We start from the raw sequence: 15,294 nt of genomic DNA on the forward strand, positions 1-15,294 counted from the left end.
GGACAGCCGCGATGACGCTGACAGAGTCGTTCACCTACGACCCGTTCGACCCGGTGGTGATGGCCGACCCGCTGCCGTTCTACCGCACGCTGCGCGATCGTCACCCGGTGTACTACCTGCCCCGATGGGACACCTACGCGCTGTCGCGATTCGACGACATCTGGAACGTGTTGGAGAGCAACGACGGAACGTTCGTCGCTTCCGAGGGCACGTTGCCCTCGGCCGCGGTGCTCGCTGACCACAACCACGGCCCGGTGCCCGACCCACCGCTGCACCCGATGCCGTTCCACGCCAACTTCGGCTCACCCCTCTACGAAGACGTCCGGCGGTGCACGGCCACACCGTTTCGGCCCAAGAGCATCACCGGACTCGCCGAGCGAATCCGGGTATTGGCCAACGAACGCCTCGACGAGCTGCTGGCCCGAGGACGATTCGACCTGACTCAGGACTATGGTGGCATCGTCGCGGCCTCAGTGGTCTGTGAACTTGTCGGTCTTCCAACGGATCTGGCTGCCGATGTGCTCGCAACCGTCAATGCCGGAAGTCTCGCGCAGCCGGGCAGCGGCGTGGAGGTGGCCGATGCCCGGCCCGGTTATCTCGAGTATCTGACCCCGGTCGTGCAGCGCCGACGAGCCGGACATGACGCGCCGGTGCCTATCGTCGACAATCTGCTGGCCTACCGGCTGCCCGACGGTACCGCGTTGTCCGACACCGAGGCGGCCGTGCAGTTGCTCGGTGTGTTCATCGGGGGCACCGAAACCGTGCCGAAGATCGTCGCGCACGGGCTGTGGGAATTGTTCGCCCGCCCTGAGCAACTCGCCGCCGTGCGTGCCGATCTCGACGTCAACATCGCGATGGCGCGCGAGGAGATGATCCGGTTCTGTGCACCGGCGCAGTGGTTCGCACGCACACTGCGCCGTCAGTTCACCCTGCATGGCACCACAATGCAGCCCGGCCAGCGCATCATCACCCTGCTGGCGTCGGCCAGTCGGGACGAGCGTGAGTACCGCGACCCCGAAGATTTCCTCTGGAACCGGCCGATCAAACGACTGCTCGCGTTCGGCCGCGGTCAGCACTTCTGTCTCGGCGCGCACCTGGCTCGTCTGGAGATCACCATCATGGTCACCGAATGGCTCAAGCGTGTCGACGAGTTCGCCGTGGATACCGACCAGGCCTGGCGGCCGCCGTCGAGCTTCCAGTGGGGCTGGAACAGCATTCCGGTGGAGGTCGGTTGACGTGTGGGCCTACCGTCTGGTCGCACCCTTCACCTTCGCCGAATCCGAGGTTGCACAGCCGCATCCCGAAGATCTGGGCCATGGACACGTGCTACTGCGGTTCCTGGCGGCCGGAATCTGCGGCAGCGATCTGCCAGGCTTCCGCGGCACCAAGGGCAGACTGGCGTTCGACACCGGCCCGTGTGTGGCGGACAAGGACGGATTCCCGATCCACGAGGTGGTCGGTGAGGTGATCGCCAGCCGGCACCCGGCACACCGGCCGGGGGACCACGTGGTGGGCTGGGCCTCGGGGTTCGACGGCCTGATGGAGTGCATCATCTCCGACGGCGACGGCCTCGCGCCCTACGACCCCGCGCTGGATCCCGCCCACGCCGTCGGTCTGCAACCGCTGGCGTGCGTGCTCTACGCGGTCGAACAGCTGCCCGAGCTTGCCGGGCGCCACGTCGCGGTGATCGGCCAGGGGTCGATCGGATTGCTGTTCAGCTACGTCATCAAGGCGCGAGGCGCCACTCATGTCACCGGCATCGACCCGGTCGACCGCGCCGAGATCGGTCCGGCGTTCGGCGTCGACACCGTCGTGCGCGCTACCAGCGATCGCTGGGTCAGCCGGCTTGACGCCGACGAACGTCCTGATGTCGTCATCGAGACCGTCGGTCACCAGGTCGCCACACTGGCTCACGCGATCGAGGCCGCCGCGTTCGGCGGCACCGTGTTCTACTTCGGCGTTCCCGACGACGATACGTACCCGATCAGCATGCGCACCATCCTGCGCAACAACCTGACCCTCAAGGCCGGCGTCACCTTGGAACGGCGCCGAATGTTGAGGGCAGCCGACGACTTCGCCCGCGCCCATCCCGGGCTGCTGGACCGCTACCTGACCCAGACGTTCCCGGTCGCCGAGGTGCAGCAGGCATTCGAGTTGGCCTGCCGTCCAGATCCGCGGCGAATCAAGATTGCGATGGTGCCCTGATGGCGCAGAGCAGACTGCAGCAGGCCCTGAGCACCCGGCCGCATCTGTGGGGAGGATGGGTGATCGGGCCGTCTGCGATCGGACCTGAGGAGTTCGCCGCGGCCGGCTACGACTACGTCGGATTCGACGTCCAGCACGGCTATCTCGACGACGCCGAGGTCGCGCAGACATTGCGCCGACTCGAGCATGTGCCGATCGCCACCGTCGTCCGGCTGCCCAACGCCGACCCGGCGCCGATCGGTAGGGTTCTCGACGCCGGTGCCGACGGCGTCATCATCGCGATGGTGGACACCCCCGAGCAGGCCGCGGCCGCGGTCTCGGCGACCCGCTACCCACCGGCCGGCGAGCGCAGTTTCGGGCCGCTGCGCGCCGGGCTCGGGCTCGATCCCGCCGAGCTGCAGTCCCGGGCTTCGGTATTCGCGATGGTCGAGACCGCAGCAGCAGCGGCGGCGATCGAAGACATCTGCGCGGTGCCGGGTCTGACCGGTGTGTACGTCGGCCCCGCAGATCTGGCGATCTCGCTGGGACAGCCGCCGGTCGGTGCGCTCACACATCCCATCGTTCGCGATGCCGTCACCGACATCGCGCAGCGGGTCACCGCAGCTGGACGGGTATGTGGTATCCATGCCGGCGCAGGAGTTGCGGGAAAGATGCTGGCGCAAAATGGCTTTCAGCTCATCACACTGGCATCGGAAGGGCACGCACTGCGCCGCGGGGCAACAGCACACCTCCAAGAGGCTCGCGGAGGTGCGCCGCACGACGACGCCAGTTCATCGCGGCGGTACCCATGACAACCGGCGGGCGTATCGCGCTGGTCACCGGGGCCGCACGTGGCCAGGGTGCGGCGATCACCGAACGGTTGCTCGCCGATGGTTTCCGGGTGCTGGCCTGCGACAGGCTGACCGACGAGCTCACCGCGACGGTGCAGCGGCACGACACCGCCCGGGTTGCGGGTTTCACCTTCGACGTCACCTCGGCCCACCAGTGGCAGGCCGCCGTCGCAGCTGTCGTCGACAGATTCGGCGGGCTGACGACACTGGTCAACAATGCCGGTGTACTGCACCGGGCGTCGCTGACCGACGAGACCGAGGCCGGATTCGAGTACAGCTGGCGGGTGAACTGCCTGGGACCGTTTCTCGGGATCCAGGCCGCCCTGCCGCAGCTGCGTCGGGCCACCGGCGCGGCGATCGTCAACACATGCAGCACCGGGGCGGTTCGGCCGTTCCCGAACCACAGCGCCTACGGATCCTCGAAATGGGCGTTGCGCGGGCTCACCCAGGTGGCCGCGGTCGAGCTGGCCGCCGACCGAATTCGGGTCAACGCGGTGTTTCCCGGCCCGGTCGAGACCCCTATGCTCGACGCGGCCACCCAGACCAGACTCGCCGAACGCGCATTGCTCGGCCGTATCGGCAAAACGACAGAGATCGCCGACGCGGTAGCGTTCCTTGTCTCCGAGCATGCGTCGTTCATCACGGGTTCCGAGCTCATCGTCGACGGTGGGCAATCGCTGCAGATTGGATGAAAACGACTATGGCGAAGGGTCTTTCGGTCGGAATCATCGGTGCCGGCCCCGGGGGTCTGGCCTTGGGAATCTTCCTGCGCAAGGCGGGATTCGACGACTTCACGATCTTCGACCGCGAGGACGGGGTGGGCGGAACGTGGCGAATCAACACGTACCCGGGTCTGGCCTGCGACGTCAAGTCCCATCTGTATTCGTACTCCTTCGACCTCAATCCGCGGTGGTCTCGGCTGTGGTCGGGCCAGCGCGAAATCCTCGAGTACTTCGAGAGGTGCGCGCAGCGGTACCGGCTCGGTTCCCATCTGATGCTCAACACCGAGGTCGTGGCGGCCAGGTGGGACGAGGCGGATCGGACCTGGCAGCTGGACACCAGCGACGGTCGGGTTTACACCTTCGACATCGTGGTGTCGGCGGTCGGCATGTTCACCCGGCCGGTGATGCCGACGCTGGCCGAAGAAGAGCCGTTCACCGGCACGGTCATGCACACCGCGCGGTGGGACCACTCGGTGGATCTGCGAGGTGCTCGGGTCGCGGTGCTGGGCACTGGTTCCACTGCCGCGCAGCTCGTTCCGGAGGTCGCCCGGGTCGCCGAGCGGGTCTACTCGGTGCAGCGCTCGCCGACCTGGGTGCTTCCCAAGCCCGACCGGCCCTATACCGAGCGGGAGAAGTGGGTTTTCGCGCACGTTCCGCTGGCGCGGAAGTTCTACCGGACGCGGTTGTGGCTGCGCAGCGAGTCCAACATCTCGGTGATCGAGAACGGCAGCGACAAGACCCAGGAGTTCAGGAACATCGCCCTGAACGCGCTGCAGAACGCGATCCCTGACCAGGCGCTGCGTGAGCGGCTGACCCCGGACCACCCGCTGGGGTGCAAGCGTCTGGTTTTCGCGACGAACTACCTGCAGGCGTTGGCCGCACCACACGTCGAGGTGATCTCCAGCGCCGCAAGCGCGTTGAGGTCGCGCACGCTGATCACCGAGGACGGTACCGAACTCGACGTCGACGTGGTGTTGTGTGCGACCGGGTACGCCGCCGCCGACTATCTGGGCCAGATCGAGGTCATCGGCGCAGACGCCACCCCGCTGGCCAGCACCTGGCGCGACGGTGCGTTTGCGTACCTCGGCATGACGGTGCCGGGCTATCCGAACTTCTTCATGCTCTACGGTCCGAATACCAATGTCGGCTCCAACAGTGTGATCTTCATGCTGGAAGCGCAGGCGCACTACATCGTGCGGGTCCTGAAATACCTGCGGCGCAGAAACCGCAACTACATCGAGGTGCGCTCGGAGGTGACCGCCCGATTCCTGGACAAGGTCGACCAGTGGATGCAGGGCACCGTGTGGCTGACCCGGTGTAGCAGCTACTTTCGCGCCGCCAACGGCCGCGTGGTCACCCAGTGGCCGCGCAGCGCCCGCGACTTCTGGACGATGACGCGGAGGTTTCGGGCCGGCGATTACACCTTCGGGCCGCCGGCCGGCCGCCCGGTCATCGAGGTGCGGTCCGAGACCGCCCAGCGGCGATGACCGAGGTGATCTCCCGGCTCGATCCCGCGCTGCGTCACCTGGTCGCAGCCCGGACCGATCTGTCGCCGCCCGTGCTCGGCACGGTGCGCGACAGCGTGAACCAGCGCCGCGCCGAAGCTGCACTGCACACCGACACCATCGGCATCGAGATCGAACAGCGCGACGTCGTCGCACCCGACGGTCACCGCATCACGGTTCGGATCTATCGGGGCGGTCCGCCGCCGTCGCCGGCGGTGATCTATTGTCACTCTGGAGCTTTCGTACTCGGCAATCTCGACACCGACCACCGGCAGTGCGTCGAGCTGGCTCGACGGGCACGGGTCTGTGTGTTGTCCCTGGATTACCGCCTGGCCCCCGAACACCCGTTCCCGGCGGCGATCGACGACGCCGCGACGGTCCTGGATTGGGTGGTGAACAGTGCAGCCGAACTCGGCGTCGATGCCACCGCGGTCGCGGTGGCCGGCAACAGTGCAGGTGGTGGCCTGGCGGCCGGGTTGGCCCAACGGTCTGCCGCCGCACGCCTGCCACCGGTGGCCTTCACCCTGCTGCACCAGCCGGTGCTCGATGACCGGGACACTGCGTCCAAGGACGAGTTCACCGCCACGCCCGGCTTCGACGCCGAAGCCGTGCAGTGGATGTGGACGCACTACCTTGCCGGCAGCGACCCCAGCAGCGAGTCGGTACCGGCACGATCGGCGGAGCTGAGCGCGCTGCCGGCGACGATGATCACCTGCTCGGAACTCGATCCGTTGCGCGACGAGGCGATCGACTACGGCCGGCGGTTGATGCGATCCGGGGTCGGCACCGGGCTGCACGTGTTCGCCGGCACCTGTCACGGTTTCGATTCGCTGTTGCCCGACTGGCAGACCAGCACCCGGCTGTTCGAATGGCAGAGCGCCGCGCTGCGTCAGGCGTTGCTGCCGGACTGACCAGCCAACTCGCGCGCGACGGCCCGGTGGTAGGCGTCGATATTGGCCGGGTTGACGATCTTGAAGAAGCTGTCCGGGAGGGGTGACTCCGGGTAGGCCTCGACGGTCATCGTGCGGCGGAACAACGTGACATCCAGTCCGGGCTGAGAAATCGCGTATCTGACCGTGATCCGTCCCGGCATTCCGCCGCTACCGTCGGCGTCATGGCCGAGGTTGCCGACCGAGTTGAACACCCACAGTCGCGGACGCATCGCGATCGCGAGGTGCCAGGTGAAGATGCGGTTGCCGTCGGGACCGGTCTCGGTCCAGGAGTCGCCGATCGCCAGGGGCAGTGTGTCGGGCACCGTACCGACATGCGCACTGCCCGGGTATGTCTTGGGCCAGTTGGCCGGGTTGGTCACGAAGTCGTAGACCTCCTCAGCGGACTGCGTGAACGCGTTCTCCGACGTCGTCGTCACGATTCCCACGATGCTCCGTTCGCCAGGGTCCGCCACTGCGGTCCGTCCATACACTTTACAAAATGGCATCGCAGTGTCACGCTTCGGGAGATGTCGCCGGTACCCGGAGGAGTGTGACGCGACGATGGATTTCGCGACAGTCGAGCTCACTGAACAGGATCGGATCTTTCGTCGAGAGCTGCGCGCGTTCCTGGCGTCGGTGGTCACCGCCGATGTGATCGCCCGCGACCGCGAGAGCGGAGAGAACTTCGTCGAAGAGGTCCATCTCGCGCTGGGCGCCGCGGGGTATCTGGAGCGGGATTTCCGCGCCGAGGCTGACGGTGGATTCACCGCCGTCCAGCGCCGGATCTTCGAACTCGAAGTCGGCCGTGCGCACACGCCCTGGTTTCACTGGGGTACCACCGCGATGGTGGCCGGTGCGGTGGACCGCTTCGGCTCCGAGGACCTCAAGAACGAGATCCTGCCCCCGGTGCTGTCCGGGCACCACCGGCTGTGTCTGGGCTACACCGAACCCGACGGTGGATCGGATGTGGCGACCTGCAGGACGCGGGCCGTGCGAGATGGTTCGGGCTGGATCATCAACGGCGCGAAGATGTTCACCTCCAATGCGCACAACGCCCACTTCGTCTTCCTGATCACCAACACCGATCCGCAGGCGCCCAAGCACCAGAGCCTGACCATGTTCCTGGTGCCGTTGGACGCCGCCGGGGTGCAGATCCAGCCGCTGCGTACCGTCGACGGTGACCGCACCAACATCACCTACTACAGCGATGTCCGTGTCGAGGATCGCTACCGGATCGGTCCGGTCAACGGCGGCTGGTCAGTGCTGCGCGAAGCGCTGAGCGTCGAGCACGGCACGGTCGAGCGTGACGACAGCGGTCTGCAGAAGCTGGCGACCATGACCGAACATGCGTTGTTGCTGGCCGAGGAGGTCGATCGGATCGCGGCAGAGGTTTCGGCCGACGGGCGCCTCGCCGACGGGGCGGTGAGTTATCGGCTGGGGCGCGGCATTGCCCGCCTCGAAGTCGCGCTCAGCAGTGCGGAGATGTTCGGGCGGGTGGCGATCGCCCAGACACTGCGCGACATCACCGGTGATCTGATGGATATCGGCGGGGCTTCGGCGGCGGTGCCCGACGAGCTGCGCGCCGAGTATCTGTTCCGCCTGGCCGGGCCCACTGGCATCTACGGCGGCACACTGGAAGTGTTCCGCAACATGATCGCCCAGCACGTCTTGGGCCTGGGCCGGCCGGTCTACGCGGCGCCGAAACCTACAGGTGCGGGATGACCTCACCGGCCAGCAACTCCAGCGTCTGGTCGGAGGCCCGGTCATGGGTGAACAGCACCAACTGCCGAAAACCCATCTCGACCAGCCCGGCCAGTCGCTCGACGATCTGGTCTGGCGTGCCGATCAGCTCGGTGTCGTGCAGGCCGAATCCCGGTCCTCCGAACCGCTTTTCGGCGAGGCTGCGGACCTGGGGCAGCGATGCGTCGTCGGGCGCCAGTGCCATCACCGCCTCGATCGACAGCACGATGGTGGCCGGGTCGCGGCCGATCTGTCCGCAGGCGGCCTGCAGCGCGGAGATCTTCTGATCGATGACACCGAGCGCGTAGGTCGGCACGTTCCAGACATCGGCATAGCGGGCCACCAGCGGCAAGGTGTACTTCTCGCCGACGCCGCCGATGACGATCGGCGGACGCGGACGCTGCACCGGACCGGGTTTGATGGGCATGTCGGCGACGGTGAAGTGCGCTCCGCGGAAGTCGATGCGCTCGTCCTCGAAGGCCTGGTGCAGGATCTGCAATGTCTCGCCCAGCAGTGTCGAGCGTTCGGCGAACGTCCCCCAGGGTAGACCTGCCCGTCGGTGCTCGTCTTCGATCGATCCGCTGCCCAGGCCCAGCGTGAGCCGTCCGCCGCTGATCTGGTCCAGTGTGGTGGCCATCTTCGCAAGGGCGACGGGATGGCGGAACTGGTTGCACAACACCATGTGTCCGACACGCAGGCGGCGGGTACGGCTCAGTAGCGCGGTGGCCAACGTCCACGCCTCCAACGACGGGATCTCGGGCATGCCGGGCCCGTAGAGGTGGTCGTAGAGCCATAGTGAATCGATGCCGAGGTCCTCGCATCGTTGCGCGCGGTGTGCGACGTCGTCGAAAGAAAAACCCATCTGCGGGACATACACGCCGATTTCTGGTCGCTTCACGTTTCTCCGCTCGGTGGGTGCTGTACTTTACGCCGCCTGCATGGTAACGACATTCTCGTAAATGAAGAAGAAGATTCTGGACCGGGTGCGAGGAGCATTGAGCAATGAAATTCACCATCACCCATCCGATGCACACCCACCCGTACAACCCGGAACTTGTCACCGGCACCGGTATCGCCACGGTCGCAGCCGCCGCCGAGCGGGCCGGATTTGCCGGGTTCGGTTTCACCGACCACCCGGCGCCCACCCAGCGCTGGTTGCAGGCCGGTGGCCATGACGCCTTGGACCCTTTCGTGGCGATGGGGTTCGCGGCCGCCCACACCAGTACGATCCGGCTGGTTCCTAACATCGTCGTGCTGCCCTACCGCAACCCGTTTGTCGTCGCCAAGGCCGGCGCAACGTTGGACCTGATGTCCGACGGCCGCTTCACACTCGCCGTCGGCGTCGGCTATCTCAAGCGTGAGTTCCAGGCTTTGGGCGTCGATTTCGAGCAGCGCGCCGAACTGTTCGAAGAGTCCCTGCGGGTGATCCGCGACGTCTGGACCACCGACGACCTCACCGTCGAGGGCAGGCACTTCACCGCCTCCGGTATCACGGCCCATCCTCGACCCGTCACCCGACCGCACCCGCCGATCTGGATCGGCGGCAACACGGCCGCGGCCCGCGCCCGGGTGGCCCGCTACGGCCAGGGGTGGTGTCCGTTCCGGGCTCCGGCGGTGCTCGCGCAGACCGCCCGCACCGCAGCGCTGGACTCCAACGACCAACTCACTCGTCACATCGACGACTTGCGCCGCCGCCTCGAGGATGCAGGCCGCGACCCGCACGAGATCGACATCGCCATCACCAACGACGCCGGCGGTAATCCGGGTGCCGAGGACTTCGACGCCGATGCGTTCCTGGCCGGGGTGAAACAGTTGGCGGACCTCGGCGTGACCTGGGTTCAGGTCGGGATCCCCGGCGACAGCCTGGCGCACGCGCTGGACGCGATCGAGCAATTCGGGACCACGGTCATCGCCATGCAGTGACCGCCGTGGCGGATCACCGAGGACGTGCTGACTGCCCGGAAAGCTGCGAGACAGTTTGCACCTCAGCGAGTTTGACCAGCGTCTTGCCGATGTTCACCCCGGTGAACAGCCCGTTGAGCGCGTCCACGCAGGATTCGATGCCGTCAAAGACATGCTCGCGGTGCACCAGCAAGCCCTCGTCGTGCCAGCGCCTCAGGTCGGCGAATGCCTCGTCGAAGCGTCCCCATTCGTCGAGCGCGTTGAAACCCTGCATCAGCGCCGTCTTGGACAGTAGGTTCACATAGTTCGACGGCCCAGGGTGCTCGCCGGTCAGGTAGCTGGAGATCACCCCGCAGAGCACCACGCGGGCTTTGTGCGCCAGTCGCCCGAGCACGGCGTCGAGGATCGGTCCGCCGACGTTGTCGAAGTACACGTCGACTCCGCGTGGACAGTGCTGCTTCAATGCGGCGGGCAGGTCGTCATTGCGGTAGTCGACACAGGCGTCGAACCCGAAATCCTCCACCACGGCGCGGCACTTGCGCGCGCCACCGGCGATGCCGACCACCCGGGCGCCGGCGATCTTGGCGATCTGGCCGGCCACCGACCCCGTGGCGCCGGCCGCCGCCGACACCACGACGGTCTCGCCGGGCCGGGGGCGGCCGATGCCGGTCATCCCGAAGTATGCGGTGGCCCCGGTCGGTCCGTAGATCGACATCACCGCACGCTGGTCGACCTGCTCGGGTGTCCCGTGCACCGGGGTGGTGAAGATGTCGTCGCGGACGGTGGTGTACTCCTGGAATCCGGTCAGTGTGGTGACGATGTCGCCGACGGCGTAAGCGGGACAGCGCGATTGCACCACCTGTCCGATTCCGGCGGCGCGGATCACCTCGCCGAGGCCGACCGGCGGCAGGTAACCGGGCTGGTCGTCGAGCCACGTCCGGACAGCCGCATCGATGCCCACGTAGGTGGTGCGTACCAGTGCTTCGCCGTCGGCAAGTTCGGGCGCGCAGGCTGTGACCAGTTCGGTGTCCCCGGGTCCGACCAGGCCGTGGGGGCGGCGGCGCAATAGGATCTGGCGGTTCGTCAGCGTCGACACCCGGCCGAAGTTACCGAACGAAGGTTCGTCGGGGACCGGTTCTTCAGGACTGCGCCGGTGGGCGCGGTAGCTCGGCTTGCAGGGCGACGCGCGTCTCGTCGAAGCTCATCAACGATGCGATCGCCTGGCTTTCCGGCAACGGGTCCTCATAACTCCACGCGACGTCGTCGACGACATGATCGCCGACGACCGCGTGAAAGTACGTGGCGTATCCCTTGTAGTTGCAGTAGCTGCGCGTCGACGACGGTGCCAACAGGTCGGTGCGCACCTGCGAGCGCGCGACGTAGAGCCGGGGCAACAGCGCGGTCTCGAACAGGATCACGGTGTCGGTGGTGTCGACCAGCGTGGTTCCCGCGACCGTCACGTGTAGCCGCCGCGACGTCGGTCGGCAGTCGACGCGGTGGTACGGGTTCGGGGGATAGTGCACCAGTTCTCGCCCCTCTTCCCGCCACTGGTCGGCCGCCTCCCACGGCACCGTGACATACCCGGGTGCCTCCGGCACCGGCTGGGCCGGAAGGTCGCCGACCTCGTCGACCGGAAACGCGTACCGCAGCACGTCACCGCGGCGGTGGACCAACAGCGCTCGTTCGGTGTGCAGCACGCGGTGCTCACCGCGGAAGGCCTCGATGCGTCGAGGGTGAGGCTCGACGTAGACCAGATCTCCGCTGACCGGCGGCACCAACACCCCGGCCCGCTCGCTGCTGAGCGGGCCGTAACCCACCACCAGGCTCATCGAATGCTCCGGTACTCGACCGGTCTCGGGCAGAGCGTCATCGCCGTGGGGCCTCTCCGTGATTCGGAGCACCGAGTCTACAAACCGCGGTTGACACCGAGTACCGAAACTGTCACGGCGGCACGATAGCCGACTGCACCGCGGTGGCGTGCGGGACAATCGTGTGACGAATGGGTACCCGGCCTACGTCGGACGGAACGGGGGTGGCGGTGGTGAAACGTCTCAACGGGGTGGACGCCATGATGCTCTACAGCGAGACTCCCGAGGTGCATATGCACACTCTCAAGATCGGCGTCCTCGACGTCTCCGGAAGCGGTGGCTTCGACTTCGAGTTGTTCCGCAAGGCGGCACTGCCGCGGTTGCATGCGTTGGCGCCGCTGCGTTATCAGCTCATCGACATCCCGGGCAAGGTCCACCACCCGATGTGGGTGCAGAACGCCGAGATCGACGCCGATTACCATATTCGCCGCGCCCGTGTCCCGGCGCCGGGAGGGCGGCGTGAGCTCGACCGGTTGATCGGAGAGATCGCCGGTACGCCGCTGGACCGCAAGCGTCCGCTGTGGGAGATGTATGTCGCAGAAGGTTTGGCGGACAACAAGATCGCCGTGATCCATAAAGTTCATCACGTGCTCGCCGACGGTGTTGCCTCGGCCAACCAGCTCGCGATGGTGATTCAGGGCGGCGAGCCCATGGTGTGCGGCGAGTTACCGGCGGGTTCAGGGGAGTCCCGGGAGACCGCACATCTGCTCTGGGACGCCGGTCGCGACCACTGGCGGCAGGTCCGTCGCCTCCCGCGCCTGATGAACGAAACGATCACCGGGATCTCGCGGGTCCGTCAGCAGTCCCGTGCCCGCGGTCGCCATCCGGAGCTGGCCCGCAACTTCGCCCCGCCGCCGTCGTTCATCAACCACGTCGTCACGCCCGGGCGCCGCTTTGCGACCGCGCCGTTGGCGCTGGCCGACGTCAAGCAGACGGCACGCCAGCTGCAGGTCACGCTCAACGACATCGTGCTCGCCACGGCCGCCGGTGCACTGCGCGAACTGCAGCTGCGCTACGACAAGAGGGCCGATGCGCCGCTGATCGCCGGTGTCCCGGTCAGCGTCGACCCGTCACCGGATCGGTTGACCGGAAACGAATTCACCTACATGACGCCGTCATTGCCGGTCCACCTCGGCGACCCGTTGGAGCGGGTCCGGCTGACCGCCACCGCGACGAAGATCGCCAAGGAGAACCATCAGCTGCTCGGACCCGAGTTACTCCCGTCGTGGTTGACGTATCTGCCGCCGACGCTGACTCCGAGTGTCTTCCGCAGTCAGGCGCGAAAGTTGGACACCGCGAGGGTGATGAACCTGACCATCTCCAATGTCCCGGGACCCCGGCAACGCGGGGTGTTCGAGGGCGCGACGATCGACGAGATCTATTCGGTGGGGCCGGTCGTCGCGGGCAGCGGGATGAACATCACGGTGTGGAGCTACGTCGACCAGTTGTCGATCTCGGTGCTCACCGACGATCAGACACTGCGCGACCCGCACGAGGCCACCGACGCGATGCTCAACTCCTTCGGCGAGATTCGGCGGGCCGCCGGCCTGCCCGACGACTTGACACCCGTCGAGACCGCACTGCCGCTGGCGCCGGCTTCATGATCGCGGAACCTGTTGCCGGCGTGCCACATTGGTGACGCCGCGGACCGTGGGGCGTGCTGCAAGTCAGTATTGATGCTTTACAGTCGGTTGAAAAAGTGTCACGCTGGAGGGGTGTGGCGCGGGTCGCGCTGTGCGCGCGTGAAGGAGGCCGACGGTGAGTGCTGGCACGTTCGAGGTGCATGAGGGGCGCCAGAGCAAGGGCGCCCGGTCCGATCGAGACCGCATGGCCGCGACGCAGGCCGAACCGCACCTGACCTATGACCTCACCGTGCTCGCCGCCGACGTCCCGAGCGTGGTCAGCTTCGCGGCAGGTTGGCTGTGCGATCGGGTCCGCGCCGGCTGGCGGGTCACCGTCGTGGTGCCAGTCGGCCAGGACGTGCGCCCGTTGCAGATCATGGGTGTCGACGTCGTGACGGCCGAGCCCGAGGTGGACGCGCTGCGCGGTCGGTCGGCCGCAGCGTGGGCCGTCGACGCGGCGGTGCTCGACGCCGACCCCGATATCCGGTACGAGGTGAAGCGGGCGCTCGATCGCGCCCAGACCGAGATCACAGTCTGGGGCGCGGCCGAATCATGGGCGAAAAACCGTCGGTTCACCGCGGTGCGGCATCGGCTCAGTGCCGCAGCGCGGGCGTTCAAGCAGCACGCGTTGCTGACCTCGGGTCAGGACGCGCAGGTGCCGGCGGTCGAGAACTTCCTCAGCGCAGCGTTGTGGTACGCGCCAGACGGCGCCGATCTGGTGCCGATCTCGGCCGGCGAGTAAACCCTTGCAGTCGCGAGGATCAATGGCGATCCGGGTGGCGATGCACCCACCAGTGGCGTGCGGTGATGGCGAACACCAAGGCGGCGAAGCCGACCATGAACCAGTCCTCGACGCGGCCGACGTGGTTGCCGTGGATCATCAGCAGCAGGAACGCACCGCCCAGCAAGCCGCCGATCTGGATGAACCGCGGGTTCTCCGACGACCAGCCCCACTCCGCGGACGGCACCTCCTCGACGTCAACGCCGGTACGTCGTTCCACCTCGGTGCTTGCCACAGCTGCTCCTCACAATCGGGCGGCATGTCTTGCGGTCATTCTGGCACAGCTCTACTACGGGCCGCCGTAGTGTCGCCGGTCCGGGGTTAGGCTGACCCGGGTGTCAGGACACAAACGGACCGGTGCTCTGGCCGGCAAGGTGGTCTTCATCACCGGTGCCGCGCGCGGACAGGGCCGGGCCCATGCGGTCAGGTTCGCCCAGGAGGGCGCCGACGTCATCGCGGTGGACCTGTGCGAGCAGATCGACAGCGTGGCCTACCCGATGGCCACCCGCGAGGACCTGCAGGAGACGGTCCGGCTGGTGGAGTCCACCGGGCGGCGCATCATTGCCGAGCCCGCCGACGTCCGCGACCGCGACCGGCTGGCCGCGTTGGTTGCCCGCGGCACCGAGGAGTTCGGCCGACTGGACTTCGTGCTCGCCAACGCCGGGATCTTGCCCGCAGCCGGCCCGCAGGCACACGACATCACCGCCTACACCGACGCGGTGGCTGTGATGCTCAACGGCGTGTATTTCACCATCGATGCCGCGTTGCCGGCGATGCTGAGCAATCCCGAGGGCGGTGCGGTGGTGATCACCAGCTCGGCTGCCGGGTTCAAGACGGTCAGTACCGAATTCGCCACCATGAACCACGGCGCCGCCGGCTACACCGCTGCCAAGCACGGCGTCGTCGGACTCATGCGGCACTTCGCCCGCTCACTGGCCGAGAAGAACATCCGTGTCAACTCGGTGCACCCCGGCGGTGTTGCCACCCCCATGGTCCTCAACGAAGCGCTCGCCGATTGGGTGGGCGAGCATCCGTCGTTCGGAGAGTCACAACGGCCGCTGCTGAGCCTGCCGATGATGGAGCCCGGCGACGTCAGCGACACCATGGTCTATCTGTGCAGTCCGGCCGGGCGCTACATCACCGGTGTGGCGCTGCCGGTGGACGCCGGCCTGACGCTGAAGTAGCGC

General features: G+C 67.0%; 16 protein-coding genes. 11 read left to right on the forward strand and 5 right to left on the reverse strand.

Annotated features, from left to right (window positions below):
• Positions 1 to 11: 11 nt before the first annotated feature.
• Genes KXD98_RS09860 through KXD98_RS09885 form a run of 6 tightly spaced genes read left to right on the forward strand, consistent with a single transcriptional unit; the run spans position 12 to position 6,173 of the window.
• Positions 12 to 1,235 (forward strand): cytochrome P450, encoded by a 1,224-nt coding sequence (locus tag KXD98_RS09860; RefSeq protein ID WP_260763795.1) that lies wholly within the window; start codon positions 12 to 14, stop codon positions 1,233 to 1,235.
• Position 1,236: 1 nt separating this feature from the next.
• Positions 1,237 to 2,205, forward strand: a complete 969-nt coding sequence (locus KXD98_RS09865; protein WP_260763797.1) for a zinc-binding dehydrogenase — start codon at positions 1,237 to 1,239, stop codon at positions 2,203 to 2,205.
• On the forward strand, positions 2,205 to 2,996 hold the full coding sequence (locus KXD98_RS09870) for an HpcH/HpaI aldolase/citrate lyase family protein (protein WP_260763800.1): 792 nt from the start codon (positions 2,205 to 2,207) through the stop codon (positions 2,994 to 2,996). The genes KXD98_RS09865 and KXD98_RS09870 overlap by 1 nt, the downstream gene beginning before the upstream one ends.
• Positions 2,993 to 3,727 (forward strand): SDR family NAD(P)-dependent oxidoreductase, encoded by a 735-nt coding sequence (locus tag KXD98_RS09875; RefSeq protein WP_260763802.1) that lies wholly within the window; start codon positions 2,993 to 2,995, stop codon positions 3,725 to 3,727. The genes KXD98_RS09870 and KXD98_RS09875 overlap by 4 nt, the downstream gene beginning before the upstream one ends.
• Before the next feature lie 8 nt (positions 3,728 to 3,735).
• A complete protein-coding gene (locus KXD98_RS09880; RefSeq protein WP_260763804.1) occupies positions 3,736 to 5,244 on the forward strand; it encodes an NAD(P)/FAD-dependent oxidoreductase in 1,509 nt (502 codons plus the stop codon).
• A complete protein-coding gene (locus KXD98_RS09885; protein ID WP_260763806.1) occupies positions 5,241 to 6,173 on the forward strand; it encodes an alpha/beta hydrolase in 933 nt (310 codons plus the stop codon). The genes KXD98_RS09880 and KXD98_RS09885 overlap by 4 nt, the downstream gene beginning before the upstream one ends.
• Here the strand turns inward: KXD98_RS09885 and KXD98_RS09890 are convergent.
• Entirely contained in the window at positions 6,152 to 6,640 is a 489-nt protein-coding gene (locus tag KXD98_RS09890) for an SRPBCC family protein (RefSeq protein WP_260763809.1), read from the reverse strand. The genes KXD98_RS09885 and KXD98_RS09890 overlap by 22 nt on opposite strands.
• 115 nt (positions 6,641 to 6,755) lie before the next feature.
• Between KXD98_RS09890 and KXD98_RS09895 the strand changes: the two genes are divergently transcribed.
• A complete protein-coding gene (locus KXD98_RS09895) occupies positions 6,756 to 7,916 on the forward strand; it encodes an acyl-CoA dehydrogenase family protein (RefSeq protein WP_260763811.1) in 1,161 nt (386 codons plus the stop codon).
• Here KXD98_RS09895 and KXD98_RS09900 read toward each other — a convergent pair.
• On the reverse strand, positions 7,900 to 8,832 hold the full coding sequence (locus tag KXD98_RS09900) for an LLM class flavin-dependent oxidoreductase (RefSeq protein WP_260763813.1): 933 nt from the start codon (positions 8,830 to 8,832) through the stop codon (positions 7,900 to 7,902). The genes KXD98_RS09895 and KXD98_RS09900 overlap by 17 nt on opposite strands.
• A 104-nt stretch (positions 8,833 to 8,936) precedes the next feature.
• On the opposite strand from KXD98_RS09900, the gene KXD98_RS09905 reads away from it, so the two are divergent.
• On the forward strand, positions 8,937 to 9,857 hold the full coding sequence (locus tag KXD98_RS09905) for an LLM class F420-dependent oxidoreductase (RefSeq protein ID WP_260763815.1): 921 nt from the start codon (positions 8,937 to 8,939) through the stop codon (positions 9,855 to 9,857).
• 13 nt (positions 9,858 to 9,870) lie between these two features.
• On the opposite strand, the gene KXD98_RS09910 is transcribed toward KXD98_RS09905, so the two are convergent.
• Together KXD98_RS09910 and KXD98_RS09915 are read right to left on the reverse strand one after the other, a co-directional pair.
• On the reverse strand, positions 9,871 to 10,932 hold the full coding sequence (locus KXD98_RS09910; RefSeq protein ID WP_260763817.1) for an NADP-dependent oxidoreductase: 1,062 nt from the start codon (positions 10,930 to 10,932) through the stop codon (positions 9,871 to 9,873).
• Positions 10,933 to 10,975: 43 nt separating this feature from the next.
• Positions 10,976 to 11,665, reverse strand: coding sequence for a DUF427 domain-containing protein (locus tag KXD98_RS09915; protein ID WP_260763820.1), 690 nt, complete (start codon positions 11,663 to 11,665; stop codon positions 10,976 to 10,978).
• Between the two features lie 212 nt (positions 11,666 to 11,877).
• Here KXD98_RS09915 and KXD98_RS09920 point away from each other — a divergent pair, with 212 nt between their 5' ends.
• Together KXD98_RS09920 and KXD98_RS09925 are read left to right on the forward strand one after the other, a co-directional pair.
• Positions 11,878 to 13,308, forward strand: coding sequence for a wax ester/triacylglycerol synthase family O-acyltransferase (locus KXD98_RS09920; protein ID WP_260763822.1), 1,431 nt, complete (start codon positions 11,878 to 11,880; stop codon positions 13,306 to 13,308).
• A 154-nt stretch (positions 13,309 to 13,462) separates the two neighbouring features.
• On the forward strand, positions 13,463 to 14,068 hold the full coding sequence (locus KXD98_RS09925) for a hypothetical protein (RefSeq protein WP_260763824.1): 606 nt from the start codon (positions 13,463 to 13,465) through the stop codon (positions 14,066 to 14,068).
• Between the two features lie 19 nt (positions 14,069 to 14,087).
• On the opposite strand, the gene KXD98_RS09930 is transcribed toward KXD98_RS09925, so the two are convergent.
• The gene (locus KXD98_RS09930; RefSeq protein WP_260763826.1) at positions 14,088 to 14,342 is read right to left on the reverse strand and encodes a DUF2631 domain-containing protein; all 255 of its coding nucleotides are present in this window, start codon (positions 14,340 to 14,342) and stop codon (positions 14,088 to 14,090) included.
• A gap of 100 nt (positions 14,343 to 14,442) precedes the next feature.
• On the opposite strand from KXD98_RS09930, the gene KXD98_RS09935 reads away from it, so the two are divergent.
• On the forward strand, positions 14,443 to 15,291 hold the full coding sequence (locus tag KXD98_RS09935) for a mycofactocin-coupled SDR family oxidoreductase (RefSeq protein WP_260763828.1): 849 nt from the start codon (positions 14,443 to 14,445) through the stop codon (positions 15,289 to 15,291).
• Positions 15,292 to 15,294: the final 3 nt, after the last annotated feature.

The organism is Mycobacterium sp. SMC-4 (assembly GCF_025263265.1).
Lineage (GTDB): Bacteria > Actinomycetota > Actinomycetes > Mycobacteriales > Mycobacteriaceae > Mycobacterium.

Bases quoted from the DNA above. Each gene is read 5' to 3' on its own strand.
- KXD98_RS09860 (WP_260763795.1), top strand. From the start codon at position 12: ATGACGCTGACAGAGTCGTTCACCTACGACCCGTTCGACCCGGTGGTG.
- KXD98_RS09870 (WP_260763800.1), top strand. From the start codon at position 2,205: ATGGCGCAGAGCAGACTGCAGCAGGCCCTGAGCACCCGGCCGCATCTG.
- KXD98_RS09875 (WP_260763802.1), top strand. From the start codon at position 2,993: ATGACAACCGGCGGGCGTATCGCGCTGGTCACCGGGGCCGCACGTGGC.
- KXD98_RS09880 (WP_260763804.1), top strand. From the start codon at position 3,736: ATGGCGAAGGGTCTTTCGGTCGGAATCATCGGTGCCGGCCCCGGGGGT.
- KXD98_RS09885 (WP_260763806.1), top strand. From the start codon at position 5,241: ATGACCGAGGTGATCTCCCGGCTCGATCCCGCGCTGCGTCACCTGGTC.
- KXD98_RS09895 (WP_260763811.1), top strand. From the start codon at position 6,756: ATGGATTTCGCGACAGTCGAGCTCACTGAACAGGATCGGATCTTTCGT.
- KXD98_RS09905 (WP_260763815.1), top strand. From the start codon at position 8,937: ATGAAATTCACCATCACCCATCCGATGCACACCCACCCGTACAACCCG.
- KXD98_RS09915 (WP_260763820.1), bottom strand. From the start codon at position 11,665: ATGAGCCTGGTGGTGGGTTACGGCCCGCTCAGCAGCGAGCGGGCCGGG.